Here is a 19,600-nt window from a genome sequence, read left to right as displayed (position 1 = left end):
TGTGGTCAGGCAAGCATATGGGAATTTTCAGATCAGTGATTAAGCCGCTGTTTCGTCTTCATTTATTCTAAAGAACACTGAGTACAAAGTTGGCACTACTATCAGTGTAAGAACGGTCGCAAAACTCAAACCGCAGATGATCACCACTGCGAGTGACTCGAAAAACGGATCCCACAGCAAAGGCATTACTCCAAGAACAGTAGTAAGTACGCCCAGTGACACTGGGCGGACGCGTAGAACAGCTGAGTCAACAACAGCCTGCAGCCGAGGTTTTCCACCAGCAATCTGAGTATCGGTTTCGTCAATAAGGACGATAGCGTTTTTGATTAGCATCCCTGTTAGAGACAAAACACCCAGTATTGCCATAAATTCGAGCGGCGTTCTGGTTGCCGCGAGCCCCCAGACGACTCCAATGAGAGCCAGAGGTACTGTCAACCATATGATAAGTGGCTGACGGATTGCGTTAAACAAGAAGAAAACAACGACAATCATCGCTCCGAACCCAAGCGGCATAGTCGAAGCCAAACCGTCGTTTGCGCTTTGCGAGTCCCCATACTCACCACCCCATTCAAGAGAATACCCACTTGGCAATTTGATTGCCTCTACCAGTAGTCGGACATGAGCGAAAAGATCGCCTGACAGTACTTCTGGTGCGTTGTCGGCTTGTGCGGTGATTGCAAGCTTACGGTCTATGCGCCTAAGGTTCCCAGCTTCAAAAACAAGTTCAAATCGGTCTACAACTTGAGATATTGGAATGTATCCTCCGGCTACGTCGCTATAAACTTGGATGTTTTTTAGGTCACTGATCTTGTTTCGGTCGGTTTCGAATGGGCGCATAACTATGTCCAACAAGTTGTCGCCTTCGCGGTAAACCCCTATCGGCGCCCCTACTTGATGCCAGTAAACGGCCCTTGATATTTCCGCTTGGGTGAGACCCAGCCTGCGGGTGTTTTCTGTGTCAATAACTGGCCGAATTACCTGTTTTTGCTCGCGCCAGTCGTCTTTTATCGCGATGGCTCCGTTTTCAGCGAATATCAGTTTTGCCTGTTCAGCTAGTTCGCGAAGTACAACGGGATCGGGTCCAGAAAATTCGGCTTCGATTTTCGATCCACCACCAGGGCCCAGTACAAATTTCCAAACTTTTGCATATGAGTCAGCGTAGTTTTGGTCAATCCAAGACTGAATTTCCGGCTGTAGTGCATCGATCTGCCGATAATCCTCTACGTCCACCAAAATTTGACCATAGGCAGGGTTCTGGTCTTCACTATCGTATACCAACATGAAGCGTAAATGCCCGCTGCCCACAGACAGATTTGTAGAGGTGACACCTGGTAGAGTTAAGAGATGCGCTTCAATCTCTCGCATGTCCTGACTGGTTTGTTCAATGTCGGTTCCCTCTGGCAAAAAGTAATCCACTACAAATTGCGCTCTGGTGCTGTTGGGAAAGAAGCCCGGGGGTACTAACGCAAACCCTGCGATCGCAGAGAGAAAGAGCGCAACAACAAGCCCCACCGTAAGGTACCGGAATCGGATCGCATACGCGAGGAGCGAACGATAACCACGGAGAATCGCGTTCTCTGCAGGCGGTTTTTCCGAGGTAGGCTTCAGCAGTAGAGTGCAAAAATAGGGCGTGAGCCATATCGCCACCAACCACGAAAAAAGCAATGAGATCGAGATGGTCCAGAAGAGGCTCCCGGCGTATTCTCCAGTGTTGTCCGGTGAAAAGCCAATTGGGGAAAATGCCAAGAGTCCTACAACTGTTCCTCCGAGTAGCGGCCATTTGGTTTGATTTACGACAGAGATAGCAGCGTCGCTGGTGGCTTCACCGCGTTGAACGCGGACCAACGTACCTTCGACAACGACAATAGCGTTATCGACCAGCATGCCGAGCGCAATAATCAGCGCGCCTAGTGAAATCCTTTGCATGTCGAGCCCTAAGAGCTGCATGCCGGTAAGCGTGCCTGCGACTGTGACCAACAGAATACCCCCCATGAGTATTCCGGATCTTAACCCCATAAAAATAAGCAATATGCCTACAACGATGATGAGCGCCAGAACCACGTTCATGACAAAGTCGTTGATCGATTCTTTTACCGAAGCAGACTGATCAGAGATTGGCAAAATCTGGATTCCGATTGGTCTTAGGTTCTCCAACTCGTTTATCCGTTGCTTTACGGCTTCGCCCATGTTCACAACGTTTCCGCCTAGGCTATTGGATATTCCAATTCCAATCGCAGGCCGACCATCTCGAAAAAGTAGGGGGCTTGCGGGTTCAACGTAACCGCGCGACACGGTTGCGATATCTGAAAGTCGAAATGATGCTCCGCTACTTGGCACAGAAACGACTAGGTCTTTGATAGCGTCAATTGAGGCTATTGCCGCCGACGGCCGTATCTCTATGCGACGCGAGTTGGACTTGAGAGAACCCGAGGGCGCTACGAGGTTTTGTCCCTCCAGAACTTGGCCAATTTGCTGTGGTGATATTCCAAGTTCTATTAACCTTGCAGGTGCATATTCTACAAAGATCGCTTCATTCTGTTCACCACTTAAGATCACCTTGGAAACACCACTGACTGCAACCAACTCCCTCTGGAGCTCCTTCGCGTACTCATGGAGCTCAGCTATAGAATAGCCATCGCCAACAATCGCAAAATACAATGCATACACGTCGCCGAAGTCATCGTAGACCTGCGATCGGAGTGCGTTCGGCGGAAGACTTGTTTGGGCGTCAAGTATCTTTGCGCGCAATTGAGCAAATCTTGCGTGAAGCGACGGAAAATCAGGCGTCGTGGGGATTGTAAATTCGACTGTCACAGTGCTGAGTCCGGGTGATGAGACTGACTTTACCTCTTTTACCCCTTGGAGCTCTTGTAGAGCATTTTCAATTACCTCGGTGACTTCTTCTGAGACTTCTTCTGCAGTGGCACCCGGATAAGGGGTTATGACCTGAGCTTGTCTGATTATGAACTCAGGATCTTCGAAACGAGGAAGAGTTAAGTATGCAAAGTAGCCAGCCACCAAGATGAGAATGGTCACCAACGCCGAAATAAGGCGTTTCTCAATTGCAAACCTTGCAAGATCCATTTGCTACTCACCAACTTTTGAGATTGGGCGAACCACCATGTCATCCTGCAGTTCGCTCAATCCTGCAGTGACAATCATGTTCCCTTCTTCAAGACCCGATCTCACGAACACGAAGTCGTCAGATATTTCCCCCAATTCAATCGGTCGACGACTAACGGTATTGCTGGATCCATCAAGCAGCCAGACATATGGGGAACCGTCGGGGCTTGCCGCTAGAGCCGAAAATGGAACGACAACTTGCGTATCGCTTTGCCTGTTTGCCCTAATAATCACGCGCGCTACCATCCCAGGTAGTACAACCAAGTCTTTAGGAGGAGTTACTGATAGACGACCACGATAGGTTTGTGTCGCTGCGTCAGCTTGCGTGGTAAACTCGACGAGATCTGCGTTCATTTCAACTCCCGGCAAGGAGTCAAACGTAACCACACTTACAACATTGTCGAAGCCGATTGACGACATCGCGATTATGTCAGCGCCGGGTAAGTCATAGCTTACATCTACAGTCGATAGGTCTTGGATTAAGGCGATGGTTTCACCGGCTTGAACATTTCGGAAATTGTCCACGTTGCGCTTGGCAATCGTTCCATCGAATGGCGCTCGAAGCGTTGCATCAGAAAGGTTGTTTTTTGCCGACTGAATTTGTGTTTTAAGGCCGCGGATTGCCGCTTCTGCTGCAATTATTTCTTCCGGCCTCCCACCGACTCGACCAATTGTAAGCTGCTCCTCTCTCGACACCAGTTCGGCTTCTGCCAGACGAAAAGCAGCTTCACGTTGTTGGTACTGCGCAGTAGGAATTATACCCCTTTCCAAAAGCTGAGCAGAGCGGATGTATTCCTCCCGAGCTTGGTCTCTTTGGGCTTGAGCTGCCTGAACCGAGGCTTCTAAAGCTGTAATTTCTTCAGGGCGTGCACCTGACCTCAGCACAACCAAATTCGCCTCTGCCTCTTCTAGTTGGCTGTTGAGCCTTGCAACCTCGACTTCGAAGTCGCGCGTATCTAGTTGGGCAACAATACCTTCCCGCACTACACTGCTTGAGGCCCTAATTGGTAACTCTGTAATTCGTCCACTTACACGAAAAGAGAGTTCAACCTCCCTCGAAGGGTAGACAATAGCAGGATAAACTCTTTCAAAGTCAGACGAGGCTTTTACAACAGTGAATACTTTTGCTGGTCTTACCGTTGCGGGGGTATCTTGTGCTGCGGCCACGATGGGAAAAGCACTAAACAAAACAGCCGCAAGTGTCCCTAGGAAGTTCAGAGGCATATTTTTCACCTGCTTATTCGAAGCTGCTACCTTGTTGGGCATGAGAGGCTTCGCGGGAGAAGAGATCGATTGAAACAACTCTGCCCGCATCAGAGGCTTTTCACAAATTAATGTGAGCCAAAATGGCTCAGCATAAAAATAGGTTAATGGATGAAGTTTATTGTTGTATTGCTGAGCTTAAGCCGAAAGTAGGTCATAATATTTTTGCGAAAGTCTGAAGTTCCACTGTGGCATCTGGCGGTCTTAGTGTCAGTAGAGCTCAATGTTATCAACACAAAGAAGTAGCATTGATTTGTGGAAGATACTGCGCGTCTACTTGAGTAGAAGCGACAAGTAAGAAAAACTTACCGAGCCTCGGTGCAACTTGGAGCTAGGGTGCATTGGCAATCAGAAACCAAGTTCTCAATCTTCAATCACTCTTCATTGCAATGGCTGCTGTTCAACTGGCCACTGCTGGATCTGGTACTTTGGTTCCGCTCGCGTTTTCTGAAATTGGGGCGTCTCAAGAAGCCGCCTCGTTTGCGGCGTCCGCATACTCTGCAGGATTTTTAGTTGGGTGTTTTGTTGTCGCCAGATCGATTGCTGATATTGGCCACATCCGTGCATTTGCTTCTGGAGCAGCTATCACGATAGCGGTGGCCATCCTGTTCTCAGTTTCCGCTAGCACCCCGTTCCTTGTCTTTTTGCGCTTCCTAACCGGATTGGCGACTGCAGGACTCTTTTCGATCGGTGACACTTGGCTCAATGAAACTGTGGAGGACAAGAGCCGTGGAAGAGTTCTCGCAGTCTATGCGATAATAGTCGGTGTTGTCGCCGTGTTCAGTCAGTTTTTAGTTTTTGTCGTGCCTGGAGATATTCGAGAGGCATTCGTTTACGTTGCTTTGTTTTACTGCGTTTCGATTGTGGTTATCTCGACCACTCGCTCATCTCCTCCCAACAATGAATCCAACGTACCCATTCGAATACGCGGATTATTCAAAGACGCCCCGGCCGCAGCCATAGGCGTGTTCGCCATGGGGATGGTGTCTACAACTTTGTTGAGCGTAGTCCCCTACAATGCTGCTCAGCTAGGGGTCGCCATTTTTGATGTGGCCCTTATGGTCGCCATAGTTTACCTCGGGCGTGTCCTTTTTCAGTTTCCGCTTGGATGGCTATCCGACAAGATGGACCGGCGGATAGTAATCTTGATAGCTACGGTCACCGCGACAGTAGTTCTTCTTCTTATGGCGGTTCTGGTCGACGTGGACTACGACCATAGCGTCAATTCATTCGACTACAACTCAATCGGTTTCGCGGTGCTTTCCATCATATTGGTGTTGCTGGGTGGTAGCTTGCTCACCCTTTATTCTTTGCTTGTGGCGCACGCGTTGGACCGAACGGTTCCGGTTTTTGTGTCTTCGGCGGCGGTAACCATGTTATTGGTTTGGACTTTAGGATCTATTACCGGTCCCCTGATCGCGAATGCCGCTACAACTTACTTCGGTGACATCGCGCTCTATTGGGTGAATTTTGCAGTAATGCTCTGTTTTGCTTTGTATTTGGGACAAAGGATATGGTCAGTTGAACCTGTGTCTCGTGCTGAGCAGACGTCCCACACCGACGTCCTACCAACCAGTACAGAAATGGCCCCTTCAGAGAAACGTTGACTCTATGATAAATACGTTTTCATTTAGTATGCTATGCTTTAGCGCGGCCCAAAAGACTGCAACGCTCAATGCGCTTTGAGGGCCAAAACGACGAACAAGAGTATTGGTCCAAGACAGTGTACTGGCCTTTGTTTTAGTTTTATCCAATGGAGCTGGGAGTGGAGAAGATGGGGCGCATGCATTGGAGTAAGCTGTGTGTTTTCCTACTGCTGTTTTTCCAACTAGGGTGCTCAAGTATTTCCAGAAACCCGGTAGACGAGACAGATCTCAAGAACCCGCAGGTCCCAGGCATCGAAGGCGCTCGTTATTGGGCTGATGTCGCTCCTTCCAATATCAGTGAACTTCTTGAAGAGGCCCATCGTCAAAGGCGCGCTTCGAAACTTTCTTCAGATTACACACTAACACTATCGGGCGGTGGCGAGGATGGAGCCTTCGCCGCCGGTATTCTGTCCGCATGGAGCGAGTCCGGCACGCGCCCAGAATTTATGGTCGTTACAGGGGTTTCTACAGGCGCGTTGGCCGCGCCATTCGCCTTTCTGGGTTCCGACTATGATTTTGATCTCAAAGAGCTTTACGGTGGGCTACCACCGTCGCGGATATTCAGGGGCCGATTTGTAACAGGCATCCTAAGTGGTTCCTCTGTCAAAAGCTCTGACCCGTTAAAACAACTTATCGAAACTTACATAACCGACGATTTTCTATCGCAGATTGCCAAAGAACATCGTCGCGGACGGCGGTTGTTGGTTCAGACGGTGAGTTTGGATGCACAAAGACCAGTGCTGTGGGATCTGGGCGCCATCGCGAACAGTAATTCACCAAACGCAAAAAAGACATTTGGTGATGTCTTGCTCGCATCCGCGGCAATTCCGGGTGTTTTTCCTCCGGTTTTAATTGATGTTGAAACTGAAGAAGGTGTCCGGGATGAACTGCACGTTGACGGTGGTGTATATTCTCAAACCGCGTACGTGCCGGGATGGGATATCCCCAGAAAATACGCGCGCGGCGGAAAACTATACGCGATACGCAACGGGAAAGTGGAACCTGAGTTGAGGGTAACAGAGACAGGGGTCTTCAAAGTATCAGCGCGATCACTTTCCACGCTTATCAAAGCTCAAGGTGTTGATGATTTAAGATTAGCCTACAAGCTCAGCCTTCAAAGAGGCGCAGAATACCGGGCAACATGGATTGGAGCGGACTTCGACCATCCTCTAAGCGAGCCGTTCGACCCAGAATATATGCGGGCGCTGTTTGATTACGGTTATTTGCGCTTTAAGTCGGGGAACCTTTGGAGCGATCATCCGCCGAGGTAATGCACAGTTGTTGTCTAGTAGAACGTAGCTTAATCTGGCTTGTCAGCTAAATCACAGTCTTTAAAGTATCTAATTATGTCGATGAGTGAATCTGAGCGCAATCGGTTAAGACTATGGCGCCGCTGGCAAATCAGCTTTGATCATTTCAAGTATCCTCCTCCTATGCAGAGGGTGCATCAAGCTCTTGTTATTCATCCCCAACCATGGACCACTCGGGGTTTAGCTAAGTATACTAACCTCCCTCAGACCAGCGTAAGACGGCAGCTTCATCTTCTGACTAACCCGAACATACAGCGTGTTGACGATGGGTTTCAAATCACAGAAATGGGTTTGGCTTTAAACTGGACTGTACACCGCGAGCTTACAAAGTTCGTCCGAGGAGGGCATCGTTTCAGCCAAGAGCTAATTCTTGCCCACAAGCAATCAACTGGTGCGAACGGTGCGGGTGGGGCCGATTATGAATGGCTGTCCACACATGTCTGGTGGCCAATAATAGAAGCGCCGGAAATTCTGGACGCTTAGGTTGTTGGATAGTTTGACTTGCCAGACTGTGGTGGTCTGGACGAGAGAATTGCCAGTTGATTGTAAAGTTTAGCGCCTAGGTGATTTCGAAGACTCTAGGAAACGAACTCACCTTAAACCCACCTAAATTAACTACTACTGTTAAGTGGGAGGAGAAGGAAATGGCGACAAAGACAAAAATCTCCAAAAAGTCCTATGAGGCAGAACTAAAGAGATTGCAGGTCGAGCTTTGCCACCTCCAAGGTTGGGTGCAACGAACAAAAGCGAGAGTTGTTGTAGTATTCGAAGGGCGCGACGCTGCAGGAAAAGGCGGCGTCATCAAACGCATTACCGAGCGTGTAAGCCCACGAGTGTTTCGGGTCGTTGCGCTTCCCGCTCCAAGTGATCGGCAAAAAACCCAGGTCTACGTGCAGAGGTATTTTGAGCATCTCCCTGCAGGAGGTGAGATCGTCCTTTTCGATCGCAGTTGGTACAACCGCGCGGGTGTTGAGCGGGTCATGGGTTTCTGTACAAACAGTGAATACGAAAACTTCCTTACAGATGTACCTGGATTTGAACGATACCTGGTCAGAGAAGGGATCATCCTTCTGAAGTACTTTTTTGACGTCAGTAGAGAGGTTCAACAAGAACGGTTTAAGGATCGCATGATCGATCCAAGGAAGCACTGGAAGTTGAGCCCGATGGACTTGGAGTCATGGGCGCGTTGGTGGGACTACACCGAAGCCTATGAACGTATGATTGCGGAAACAGACAGCGATCACGCGCCTTGGTTCCGTGTCCCGGCAGACAACAAACGTCTTGCCCGGCTGAACTGCATCTCACATTTACTTCAATCGATACCTTACGACGAGGAACCATTCGTTCTCCCTGAATTGCCAAAGCGTCGAAAACACAGGAAAGGTGCTGCAAAGTCTATTTCGTTCGAACATACCGTCCCGCAAAAATACTAAGCAACCCTAGGGTGGGAGCAAATCCTTTCAAACACCATTGTAACCAAAGGCTGCTTCATATCTGACGTCACAAAGGTGATGGTTCTGCTATTCAACGTGCAAACAGCTTATGTCGCGTCTGTGGCGACTTCGATTGGAAGTTGTGTTTTTGCGACGCGTTTGGTCAGTGTATACATGTGGCGCAATTGCTCGATAAATGTCATTAGCAATCGAACGCGCTCTAAATATCGGGGTTCGTCGATGTTCAGTCGCTTTGCGTGTCTTTCGAACAACTGGTCGGAAAGAGTTCGAATATCGTCTTTGAGCAATAGTACTTCTTGAGCGGAACGTTCGTCTTTGTTGCCAACAGCGCGAACTGCGAGCTCTAAGCTCTCTCTTACACATTTCCAAAGACCCTGCACCATATCTCTGGTTGTTTCGCTACTTTCGGCATAGTCGCCATCGATGAAGTTCTTGATCAACTCCACCATGTCCGTTTCGACGATGTCAGCTGTACTCTCAATATTCATAATCGCTGCGACAAGTTTGTGATGTGTTTCGCTTTCACTTTCCGTGAGTGAACTTTGCAGAAGGCGACCGAGATATTTCATGATTTCCGAAGTTAGAATATCCACTTCATCGTCTCGTCTTGCGACCGCGTCTAACGCATCTCTATCGTGATGTTCAGCTCCCTCACCCAAGGTGTCCATCATTTCCAAGGCGATGTGCCCAACCCGCTCAATCTCTCTTCTTGCGTTTTCAAGAGCAATCGTTGGCGCTTCCAGAGCTCCATCATCAAGGAACTCGGGTTGGATGATTTTTTCTTTTGGCTCAGGCCGTTCTGGGACCAGTCTTTCCGCGAGACGTGCGAAGGCCGTTGCGAAACCTATAAAAATTATAGTGTTGAGGACATTGAAAATGGTGTTGGCATTTGCGATCTGCCGAGGAACCTCTGCTGCAAGTTTGTCTTTTCCAATTAGACTGTCCGCGGCGGCGGGCGAAACATTTACGGCTATGTCAGCAAGTATTCCTAGAAACGGAAGCCAAATTAGAACACCGGCAATATTGAACAAGACATGGACAACGGACGCGCGAACGGCTTCGACTGGCTTACCAAGTGCCGCAAGCAAAGCGGTGACACAGGTCCCGATATTTGCACCCAAAGCCAAGACTATCCCAGCCTGAAGAGACAGCAATCCTTCGCTTGCCATCGCGATGGCGATACCAACAGTGGCAGCGGAGGATTGAACCAACCCAGTGAATAGAGCGCCCGCCAAAATACCAAATAGTGGCTGTTCCATGCTAGCGAGGATTTCCAGAAAGGGTTCGTAGCTGCGCAAAGGCTTCATGCCATCACTCATCAGACCCATTCCGTAGAAAACCAATCCGAGGCCCATTATCATCATACCTATGTACTTGGGGCGCTCGTACTTGCTCCCAAACGTCATAAAAAAGCCAAGAGCAACTGCAATCAGAGAATACGCAGAAAGGTCAAATGCAAGTAACTGCGCAGTGACAGTGCTGCCAATATTTGCTCCCATGATAACGCCGACGGATTGCGCCAACGTCATGACGCCGGCTGTAACGAAGCCCACAACAAGTACTGTTGTAACAGAAGAGGAATTAAGAATACCGGTGACAAAAGCACCAGTCGCAGCGCCCATGAATCGGTTCACAGTAAGCTTTTGAAGGACATCTCTGAGAGTGTTTCCAGCAGCCTTCTTCAGACCCTCAGATAAAAGGTCTAACCCTGCCAAAAATAGCGCCAAGCCGCCAAAGAGCCCCATGCCCAGTTGGAGCCAATCTAATCGTTGCTCCGCTAATTCCGCGGATTGAGCAAAGGCTGCGTTGAAGCTCAAGAAGGCAAAAAAAAACAAAAAAGTATGGCAGCAAACGAGTTGTCTTATTCGACATTGAGAAGGCTCCCGCTGCAACTGAAAATCATAGGCACAGATTAACTAAGTTGTTCCAATGCCGGTTGTTGTATTCAAATATACATCTAGTTTGCGGGAGCGGACAACAGCCGGGTTGTTGTGTTTTTAGCTGGTCATTTCAAATTTACTCAAAGCAGTGATCGAAAAAATCGTCGATTTCACCTGAAAGCAATATCTCGGCTTCTTCCTCGGTGTATGATGCTGGTATTTTCCCAGTGGTTTTGAAGCCAACATATTTTTGCGCATAAACAAGGACTATCCCTTGTGCTAACTCATGGAATATTTGGCTTTCGTTTTTGTCTACTTCGACACCTTGTTTCATGATTTCAAATACACAGTTTTCAATGTCGTTTAGGACTGTCTCTTCACCAAGAAAAACGTAAGAATATGTGTTTCCTTCTGCGGTTGCGCAATTACCAGTAAAGGCGAGTAAGACGATACCAATGGCGTATTTATTGAGTTTTTTCAAGTTGATAACCCCTCTGAGTTTAATTGCTTGGTACCCGGTTCGCATGTTTTTTCGAAACCAAACATAGCAGTAGGATCGTTTCATTGCACATCTCATTTTAAAGTGGAAAGAATACATCCTCTTTGGCATTGCGCTTGAACGGATAGCACTAACCGGTACGAGCCTTTTGCGGGCGTTCAGTTGACCCCCAGGTGAACTAGACCGGCTCACCCGCATTTTAGGAAGACCAATCTGCGAACACCGTTTTAATTTCATATTCAACTTTTGTTGTCCTGTTGCACCGCTGTTTAAAAGTACTCTAACGTTTGACCATATCTTCTGGGTGCACGTGTTCGGCTTGTTTCTTGATTGATTTGTTGTGCTGCGAAGTTAGGAGAAAGCTCATGGCAGAACCAATAGTGGTGGATAGTTTTATTGCTGTGACGCTGGGCATCGTCGTGTACTTTCTAGGTTCAAGGCTGACAGAGCGCTTTGAGTTGCTGCGCAAGTACTCGATCCCAGAACCGGTTTCGGGGGGCTTGCTGGCGGCACTTGTAACGTTAGGCGTTGTGACTATGACAGGGCGTGAAGTGATCTATGATCTGGCCTCGCGTGACTCATTATTGATCTATTTCTTTACCACCATTGGGCTGAACGCTAGGTTTTCGGACCTAGTTAAAGGAGGACCTCTACTGGGCGTTATGCTTGTCCTTACAATTGGGTACATGTTTGTCCAGAACGGAATAGGCGTTCTTGGTGCTTCGCTGTTCGGGTTGCCCTCTCAAGCTGGTGTGATGATGGGGACAACGTCTCTGATTGGTGGTCACGGAACAGCGATAGCGTGGGGCCCAGTGGTGGAAGAACAATACGCTGTGGCGGGCGCGGCGGAACTCGGAATAGCTGCGGCCACAATCGGATTGATCATGGCGAGCCTAATTGGAGGACCAATCGCCAGCTACTTAATTGCGCGCGACCGGCTCGAACCAAGCGCGAAAGAGAAAACGGCGATTTCCAGTGCCAAGGAAAAGGCTTTTGAGGTGACAGCTCCTACCGATCTAAACGGTGGCCCGACGAATCCTGGAATGATGAGAGCTATTCTTTGGACACATGTAGCGATTGTGATTGGTTACATAGCAGATGAATCGCTGGAATTAACCGGAGCAAACTTACCGCTCTTTGTGCCATGCCTTCTTTCTGGCATTTTACTTGCAAACCTGACGCCCAGAGTTTTTCCAAAGATCAAGACGCCAACGGGGACCGCCTCCTTACAACTATTGCAAGACTTCTCGCTAGCGGTGTTTCTTTCAATGTCTCTAATGAGTATGCAACTTTGGACTTTGGCGGGTTCCGCTGGTGTTTTAGCCATCACTATGACGCTTCAAGCTGCGGCTGCGGCTGCTTTCATCATATTCGTTGTCTATCGAACCATGGGGCGAAACTATTTTGCTGGCGTCATGTCAGCGGGTTTCGCAGGTTTCGCTCTTGGAGCTACCCCAACGGCCATCGCAAACATGACGGCTGTTACGCATAAGTATGGCCCATCTCCGCTTGCCTTCATTGTGCTGCCGCTAGTTTCGGCTTTCTTTGTAGATATTGCTAATGCTTTTATTATCCAATTGTTCGTCTCGAACCTACCATAGGGGGTGGTTTCATGAAATTTGGTGGCCTGTAAATGACTGTTGCAGCCAAAGTGATAGCGTAGCAGAACGTCGTCGGACACCGGTCGTATCGCTTTAAGCCGCCTCCCCGGTTTTAAGCCTGCCAAATATGATCTTGATAGGGCTCCTGCGATTGTAGCAACGCTTTTCGTATTTTGCGGACTTCTTGCATTGCTATTGTCTTGGGTTAAAGACACGTATCACTTTGCCTCTCAGTCCGCCTTACGGCCCTTGTCAAAACCCAATTCAACTGAAAAGCTCACTTCATTATTTGTGCATTTCATGCCGGCGTGGACCGGTTAAATAGCGAAGTGAGTTGTGCTTGGTATGTTCTAGATGTCAAATGCTCTTACAGAGCTCGTTCCATATCCCGACAAACGATGCCAACGGTTTGAAGAAACGTGAACTCCCTTCGAACCAGTATCATTCACTGGAGTTAAAAGCGTCAGTCGACGCCGCTTCTTGTTGGGTTCATGGCAAAAATTAAGTGCCAGCCGACAAGACGAAAAGGGCAGTCAAAAGAAAGCAATTCGGTGGGCCAGCTCAGAGAGTATTGTCCACATCAGAGAGGGCTTTAAAACAATTTTTCTTTGGGCCCATTGTATCAATGAAACCTGGTCTCTCCCGCGCTTTCAGAAACCGTAGTTCCTTTTTCACCGCGAACTGCTGCGGGAACATCGGCTAGGGCGCAAATGATCGCTCGGCCGCCCGTTGATCGCGCAAAATCTTGCGCGGCTTGAACCTTTGGCCCCATCGATCCTGCAGGAAAATCATATTCATCCAACGCATCCGGAGTGATCGATCGAATACCCTTTTGTTCAGGCGTTCCCCAGTTAAGGAACACGGCCTCTGCATCCGTAGCAATAACAAAGAAATCCGCGCCAAGGTTCTGCGCCAGAAGACAAGAGGCAAAGTCCTTGTCGATGACAGCCTCGACACCGACCAGTTTCCGTTCAGCTCCTGCCTCGTACATTGTCGGAATACCACCGCCGCCGGCAGCGATCACTGTCGCGCCTTTTTCCAACATCCAACGGATTGGTTCGACCTGAAAGATACGTTTCGGGCGGGGCGATGGCACAACGCGTCGCCAGTACTCGCCATCCGGTTTCACCGTCCAGCCCTTGTCAGCCGCCTCTTTCTTGGCGTCCGCTTCGGAGTAAACCTGCCCGATGAACTTGGTCGGGTTGTCGAAGGCTGGGTCGCTGGGGTCGACCTCGATCATGGTCAACAGGGTGGTGATGTGATGCTCGAAGGGCAGGATATTCCCAAGCTCCTGCTCGATCATGTAGCCGATCATGCCCATCGTTTCGCCGACGAGGACGTCCAGCGGGTACTCCTCGACATCCGTATACGTAATCTCTTGCAGGGCTAGCATCCCGACCTGCGGACCATTGCCATGAGTGATGACGGTTTCGTGCGCTTCGCAGAGCGGGGCGAGGGCTTTGGCGGCAATCTTCGCATTCCTGCGTTGATTGTCCGCCGTCATAGCCTCACCCCGTTTGAGAAGCGCGTTGCCGCCAAGTGCTACAACAACGCGTCCCATGATCAGGCTCCCAATGTCGCGACGAGGATCGCCTTGATGGTGTGCATCCGGTTTTCGGCTTGCTCGAATGCGATGTTCATATCGCTTTCGAAAACATCCTCGGTTACTTCCATCTCGGTGATGCCGAATTGTTCGTAAATGTCCTGTCCAACCTTGGTTTCCAGATTGTGGAAGGCAGGCAGGCAGTGCATGAACTTGACGCCCGGATTTCCGGTTTTCTTCATCAGATCCATGTTGACCTGATAAGGACTCAGCAGCTTGATCCGCTCGGCCCAGACCTCTTTCGGTTCACCCATGGACACCCAGACATCGGTGTGGATGAAGTCCGCGCCTTCCACGGCCGAGGTGTCATGCGTGATCGTCAACCGCGCACCCGATTTTGCGGCGCGTTCCCTAGCCAGTTCACGCACATCGTCATGGGGTTGCGTTTCTTTCGGAGAAATCATCCGCACATCGCAACCCATGATCGCGCCTAACATCAGAAGCGAGTTGCCCATGTTCGACCGACAGTCGCCCGAATAGGCATAGACGATGTCCTTGCGGGGTTTGTCGGCGTGTTCGATCATGGTCTGCATGTCCGCGAGCATCTGGGTCGGATGCCAGTCGTCGGTCAGGCCGTTGTATACCGGGACACCGGCATAATCTGACAGAGTCTCAACCATGTCCTGGCCCGCACCACGAAATTCTATCCCGTCGAACATGCGTCCCAATACGCGAGCCGTGTCCTTCATCGATTCCTTATGCCCGATCTGCGAGCCCGATGGATCGAGATAGGTGATGTTGGCACCCTGATCATAGGCGGCCACTTCAAAGGCGCACCGGGTACGGGTCGACGTTTTTTCGAAGATCAAACAGATGTTCTTGCCGGTCAGCGACGGCTGTTCGGCGCGGGCGTATTTCGCGCGTTTAAGGTCACGGGCCAGATCCAGCAAGTACAACATTTCACGCTGGCTGAAATCGGCGATTTTCAGATAGCTACGGCCTTTTAGATTGAATGCCATTTTGTCTCTCCCTAACAAAAATCAAAGGGCGCAGGCGGCTGCACCCATAGTAAATTCAATAGGCGGGGTCGCGGTCGATCGGGCAGGTCATACAATGGCCGCCACCACGACCGCGTCCCAGTTCCTGACCTGAGATTTCGATCACTTCGACGCCAGCTGCGCGCATCTTTCCGTTCGTGAACGTATTACGCGCATAGCCGACGACAACACCCGGCGAGAGGGCCACAACGTTGTTGCCATCATCCCATTGTTCGCGCTCGGCCTGGAACTCGTTGCCACCGGTCGAGATGACTTCAAGTGAGTTCAGCCCCAGGGCTTCCTTGTAAACGTCGAACAGGTGACCTTCTTCGACCCTTGCATCAAACAGTTTCTTGTCGTCCGGGCGCAGCGATATGCAAGTGATCTGATCCGCTACTTCCGTGAATGCAGTCACTTTGTCGTGGTCAAGACAAGTGAAGACGGTATCCAGATGCATGGCCGCGCGGCTTTTTGGCATCGCGCAGGCGACTACTCTCTCTGCCCCGCCTTTCTCGAATAGTGCCTGCGCGAGAAGGGTAACGGCTTGACTCGTCGTTCGTTCACCCATTCCGATAAACACAGTTCCTTTACCTACAGGCTGCACGTCACCGCCTTCGACTGAGGCATTGGCAAAATCCTCATCGCTGTCGCCCCACCAGATATCAAACTCGGCTTCCTTAAACATCGGATGGAATTTATACACCGCACGCATCATTAAGGTCTCAGGTTTGCGAGCGGGCCAAAACATCGGGTTCGTTGTCACACCGTTGAATATCCAACACGAAGGATCGCGTTGGAAAAGGGCGTTAGGCACAGCGGGCAATACGAACTCACTCTGGGTGATCAAATCGTCGAATTTTGGGTCAATGGTTCCCTTGGGCAATTCCGCGAATATGATACCCCCAAGCATGTGGCGCGCGAGATCCGCGGCTTTCATCTCGTCCAACCAAGCCCTCATCTCAACAGACACGCCAAGGCCAACAATTTTTGGAATGATCAATCGATCAAGCATGAAAGATCTAGCGCTACTATCAGTAAGCACTTCAGCCAAAAGATCCTGAATGTCATAAACCTCGACCCCGCGTTCGCGCATGAGCGAGCAGAACTCGGCGTGGTCTTTGCGAGCTTGTTCGACCCAGATCACGTCATCGAACAAAAGCTCTTCGCAATTTCGCGGTGTCAGTCGGTCATGCGCCAGTGAAGGGCGCGAGACAATCACCTTGTTGAGCTTTCCGATCTCGGAATGAACGCCGAGCTTCATTGCAACTCTCCTTTCGAACTATCCGTTTTCTGAATGTCTTCAATTTCATTGGCCTGGCTCCAGCGGACCCAGACGTGGATGGGCACGCCCATAAGCAACAGGACGGAGCCAACCAAAACAGTTTCAGCGCCTGAGCCGATGAAGGCCCAGACCGAATAAACGAACCCAAGCGCGCCCAGCACGGCGACCTTCGCCAGTTCCGGGCCATGCAAGACCTGCCCGCCTTTCAGACGGATCAAAATCTCGGCCACAGAGCAGATGGCATAGGGCAACAGGCTGGCGACAACGGCGAGCAAAATGACAAAGTTGAATGCGGCGACCAGCCCTTGCGCATAGTTCATGATGATCAGAACCGAGGCTAGCGCGTTCGACAGGATTAACGCATTAGCAGGCGTTCCAAATTTGGATTTTTGGCCCAAGGCTGCAGGGAAGACGCGATCCAATGCGGCACCGTAAGGGACCTGGCCACTGAGCAGCGTAAAGCCATTCAAAGTGCCAAAGGTCGAAATCACCGCGCCCACCGCAACAAGGACGCCGCCAATGGAACCAAACATCACCTCACCGACGGCTGCCAGAGGCGCGGCGGAAACAGCGAGCAACTCGGCAGGAATGACGCCCATCGAAACGGCGGTCACTGAGATATAGACGCTTGCCGCAATAATCACGCCGATCACGGTGGCGCGTGGAATGGTCTTTTCCGGCTCGATAACATCGCCAGAGGGAACGGTCGCAGATTCAAGGCCCAGGTAGGCCCAAAGCGTCAGAGCTGCCGCGGCAGAAATCGCCGTAAACGCCGTGGTGCCACTTTGGTTTACCGGAACATAGTTCTCGGTGTTGATCCAGAAGATACCCAATGTGCCAATCAATATCAGCGGCGCGAGTTTGAGAACGGTGGTCACGATCTGAACCAAACCAGCGCCTTCGACCCCTCGGATGTTAACCAAGGTGAGCGTCCAGATTGCAACCAATGCGGTCGAGAGGCCGTACATCGGCACTTCGATGATAATCGGGAACAGGAATCCCAGATATCCCACCAACGCGACTGCGACTGCGGCGTTCCCGGTCCAAAGTGCGATCCAATACCCCCATGCAATAATGAAGCCTGCAAAGTCGCCGAATGCTTCTTGCGAATAGGCATAGGGGCCACCGGGTTTCGAAACGACGCGTGACAGCCTTCCGAATATGATCGCAAGAACAAGCGCCCCTGCCGAAGTCAGAATCCACCCACCAATTGCAATTGGCCCAAACGGTGCAAGTGACGCTGGTAGAAGGAACACTCCCGACCCGATCATGTTTCCTACAACCAAAGCGATACAGGCCGTCAGCCCTAGGGCACCCGATGTCGAAGTCGTCTCTGGAGCGGAGCGATCGGTCATTGCGACGGCTCAGTTCGATGTTGTGTCTGAAGTCTCGGTTGTGGACCCGTCGATCCCCGGATCGGTAATTGCCCCTACGGTAAGTGCCGCGCAGATGATCGCTGCAAGAATTACAAGCAGCGGGAACACAAAGCGTAGCCACCTGTCATAAGACACGCGGCCAATGGCTAGCCCCCCCATGACGACAGCAAATGTCGGGTTGAATAGGTTCACCCATCCGTTTGCCGATTGGTACGCTGTGACCACCAAATCGCGGCCTACACCGGCGAAATCTGCAAGTGGGGCCATGATCGGCATCGAAAGCGTGGCCAGCCCAGACGAGGACGGCACCAGGAATGACATCAAAACCTGAATGCCGAACATCGCGTTGATAAAAGCAAACTCGCTCAGCCCCGAAACAAACCCCTCGGCTCCGGCTAATATTGTGTCGGTGATTTTGCCCGCGTCCATAATGACGACAACACCGCGCGCGACGCCAATGATCAGGGCAACGCCCAGCAAATCGCGCGCGCCATCAACGAAGGTTTCCACAAAGGTCCCTTCGTCCATTCTGGACCCTTCATCCGTTTTTCCGACCCACCAGACGATAATAGACATAACAAGGAACAGGCCAGACATCTCGGCCATCCACCACCCCAATACCACGACACCATAGATCATTATTGCAAACGTAACTCCAAACAGGAGCAGGATGACGGAACGGGTTCGTGTCAACTCTGGCAAAGCATCATCGCCGGCGGACCCCTTAAGAAAATGCTTTCTGTTTTCCTCGGCTTGATCCGCAACCACAGATGCAGAGGGGTCGGCTTTTACTCGCTTTGCGTATCTCATGACAAAAGCGATACCAGCTGCCAAGCAGAGTATGAGGATAATGAACCTCAAAACGATGCCATTGGTAAACGGAATACCAGCGCCTTGCGAGGCGACGACTGTCGCAAATGCGTTGAAGGTAGAGCCAAGAGTACCTATTCCAGCTCCTAGCAGGATCACTGCGACACCGGTGAGTGAATCATATCCCGCACGTATAAAGACCGGAATAATAAGAGCATAAAATGCCAATGTTTCCTCAGCCATGCCATAGCTGGTGCCGCCAAATGCAAAAGCAATCATCAGAATTGGAATCATTAAAATCTCGCGGCCTTCAAGCCTGAGCAGCAACCACCCAATGCCAGCGTCGATGGCACCAGTCTTGGTCACGACCATCAGGAAGCCGCCAATAACCAAAACGAAGAGAGCGACATCAATTGCTGCACTTGAAGAGCTTCCGAGAAGCCCAGGGTCGTACATCCCCGCAATTGGTGCGAGAATTACCGAAGTCAGTCCTTGGGGGTTAGACTCGACTTCGTGATAAGTGCCCGGAACAGGAGCTTCGCTGCCCAGAGCTTCGTTCATCTGACGTTCGTATTCGCCCGCAGGAATGACCCAAGTTAGAACCGCTACAATAGCGATAAGAGCAAACAGGATTGTAAATGCAGTAGGAAACTTGAATTTGGACATAGTAGACTCTCGCGTTGGTAGCAGAGCGACATAAAAAAACGAGCATGTATTTAGATTCGTTTCAAATTTTGGCGAGCCAAAATGGCTCAACGTAAAGTGAAAAATCGAGG

At 50.5% G+C, this 19,600-nt stretch carries 13 protein-coding genes; 4 read left to right on the top strand and 9 right to left on the bottom strand.

Annotated elements, in window-relative coordinates; translation table 11 throughout:
• Positions 1 to 39: 39 nt before the first annotated feature.
• The gene (locus tag I9187_RS10050) at positions 40 to 3,084 is read right to left on the bottom strand and encodes an efflux RND transporter permease subunit (RefSeq protein WP_209940164.1); all 3,045 of its coding nucleotides are present in this window, start codon (positions 3,082 to 3,084) and stop codon (positions 40 to 42) included.
• A gap of 3 nt (positions 3,085 to 3,087) precedes the next feature.
• Positions 3,088 to 4,389: an efflux RND transporter periplasmic adaptor subunit gene (locus I9187_RS10045; RefSeq protein WP_209940163.1), complete on the bottom strand. Its 1,302-nt coding sequence runs from the start codon at positions 4,387 to 4,389 to the stop codon at positions 3,088 to 3,090.
• Between the two features lie 338 nt (positions 4,390 to 4,727).
• Between I9187_RS10045 and I9187_RS10040 the strand changes: the two genes are divergently transcribed.
• The 3 genes from I9187_RS10040 (at position 4,728) to ppk2 (ending at position 8,775) form a co-directional block, all read left to right on the top strand.
• Positions 4,728 to 5,993, top strand: a complete 1,266-nt coding sequence (locus I9187_RS10040) for an MFS transporter (protein ID WP_171235728.1) — start codon at positions 4,728 to 4,730, stop codon at positions 5,991 to 5,993.
• A 167-nt stretch (positions 5,994 to 6,160) separates the two neighbouring features.
• On the top strand, positions 6,161 to 7,303 hold the full coding sequence (locus tag I9187_RS10035; RefSeq protein ID WP_245223199.1) for a patatin-like phospholipase family protein: 1,143 nt from the start codon (positions 6,161 to 6,163) through the stop codon (positions 7,301 to 7,303).
• A 683-nt stretch (positions 7,304 to 7,986) separates the two neighbouring features.
• On the top strand, positions 7,987 to 8,775 hold the full coding sequence (gene ppk2 / locus I9187_RS10030; protein ID WP_209940162.1) for a polyphosphate kinase 2: 789 nt from the start codon (positions 7,987 to 7,989) through the stop codon (positions 8,773 to 8,775).
• Between the two features lie 107 nt (positions 8,776 to 8,882).
• Here the strand turns inward: ppk2 and I9187_RS10025 are convergent, their stop codons facing one another.
• Positions 8,883 to 10,631, bottom strand: coding sequence for a Na/Pi cotransporter family protein (locus I9187_RS10025; protein WP_209940161.1), 1,749 nt, complete (start codon positions 10,629 to 10,631; stop codon positions 8,883 to 8,885).
• A gap of 181 nt (positions 10,632 to 10,812) precedes the next feature.
• Positions 10,813 to 11,241, bottom strand: coding sequence for a hypothetical protein (locus I9187_RS10020; RefSeq protein WP_171235732.1), 429 nt, complete (start codon positions 11,239 to 11,241; stop codon positions 10,813 to 10,815).
• A gap of 299 nt (positions 11,242 to 11,540) precedes the next feature.
• On the opposite strand from I9187_RS10020, the gene gltS reads away from it, so the two are divergent.
• A complete protein-coding gene (gltS, locus tag I9187_RS10015) occupies positions 11,541 to 12,776 on the top strand; it encodes a sodium/glutamate symporter (RefSeq protein ID WP_171235733.1) in 1,236 nt (411 codons plus the stop codon).
• Positions 12,777 to 13,398: 622 nt separating this feature from the next.
• On the opposite strand, the gene arcC is transcribed toward gltS, so the two are convergent.
• Genes arcC through I9187_RS09990 form a run of 5 tightly spaced genes read right to left on the bottom strand, consistent with a single transcriptional unit; the run spans position 13,399 to position 19,490 of the window.
• Positions 13,399 to 14,337: a carbamate kinase gene (gene arcC, locus I9187_RS10010; RefSeq protein ID WP_171235734.1), complete on the bottom strand. Its 939-nt coding sequence runs from the start codon at positions 14,335 to 14,337 to the stop codon at positions 13,399 to 13,401.
• 2 nt (positions 14,338 to 14,339) lie between these two features.
• Entirely contained in the window at positions 14,340 to 15,338 is a 999-nt protein-coding gene (argF, locus tag I9187_RS10005; protein WP_171235735.1) for an ornithine carbamoyltransferase, read from the bottom strand.
• Between the two features lie 55 nt (positions 15,339 to 15,393).
• Positions 15,394 to 16,617: an arginine deiminase gene (locus tag I9187_RS10000; RefSeq protein ID WP_171230806.1), complete on the bottom strand. Its 1,224-nt coding sequence runs from the start codon at positions 16,615 to 16,617 to the stop codon at positions 15,394 to 15,396.
• Positions 16,614 to 17,993 (bottom strand): amino acid permease, encoded by a 1,380-nt coding sequence (locus I9187_RS09995; RefSeq protein WP_171235736.1) that lies wholly within the window; start codon positions 17,991 to 17,993, stop codon positions 16,614 to 16,616. The genes I9187_RS10000 and I9187_RS09995 overlap by 4 nt, the downstream gene beginning before the upstream one ends.
• Before the next feature lie 9 nt (positions 17,994 to 18,002).
• On the bottom strand, positions 18,003 to 19,490 hold the full coding sequence (locus I9187_RS09990) for a YfcC family protein (protein ID WP_171235737.1): 1,488 nt from the start codon (positions 19,488 to 19,490) through the stop codon (positions 18,003 to 18,005).
• Positions 19,491 to 19,600 lie beyond the last annotated feature (110 nt).

The sequence above is a fragment of the Ruegeria sp. HKCCE4148 genome, assembly GCF_017872495.1.
Taxonomy (GTDB): Bacteria; Pseudomonadota; Alphaproteobacteria; order Rhodobacterales; family Rhodobacteraceae; genus Ruegeria.
Note: the sequence above shows the minus strand (reverse complement) of the source record. Positions and strands in the feature narration are given on the sequence as shown.

Bases quoted from the DNA above. Each gene is read 5' to 3' on its own strand.
- I9187_RS10045 (WP_209940163.1), bottom strand. From the start codon at position 4,389: ATGCCCAACAAGGTAGCAGCTTCGAATAAGCAGGTGAAAAATATGCCT.
- argF (WP_171235735.1), bottom strand. From the start codon at position 15,338: ATGGCATTCAATCTAAAAGGCCGTAGCTATCTGAAAATCGCCGATTTC.
- I9187_RS09990 (WP_171235737.1), bottom strand. From the start codon at position 19,490: ATGTCCAAATTCAAGTTTCCTACTGCATTTACAATCCTGTTTGCTCTT.
- I9187_RS10020 (WP_171235732.1), bottom strand. From the start codon at position 11,241: ATGAAACGATCCTACTGCTATGTTTGGTTTCGAAAAAACATGCGAACC.
- I9187_RS09995 (WP_171235736.1), bottom strand. From the start codon at position 17,993: ATGACCGATCGCTCCGCTCCAGAGACGACTTCGACATCGGGTGCCCTA.
- gltS (WP_171235733.1), top strand. From the start codon at position 11,541: ATGGCAGAACCAATAGTGGTGGATAGTTTTATTGCTGTGACGCTGGGC.
- arcC (WP_171235734.1), bottom strand. From the start codon at position 14,337: ATGGGACGCGTTGTTGTAGCACTTGGCGGCAACGCGCTTCTCAAACGG.
- ppk2 (WP_209940162.1), top strand. From the start codon at position 7,987: ATGGCGACAAAGACAAAAATCTCCAAAAAGTCCTATGAGGCAGAACTA.
- I9187_RS10000 (WP_171230806.1), bottom strand. From the start codon at position 16,617: ATGAAGCTCGGCGTTCATTCCGAGATCGGAAAGCTCAACAAGGTGATT.
- I9187_RS10035 (WP_245223199.1), top strand. From the start codon at position 6,161: ATGGGGCGCATGCATTGGAGTAAGCTGTGTGTTTTCCTACTGCTGTTT.
- I9187_RS10050 (WP_209940164.1), bottom strand. From the start codon at position 3,084: ATGGATCTTGCAAGGTTTGCAATTGAGAAACGCCTTATTTCGGCGTTG.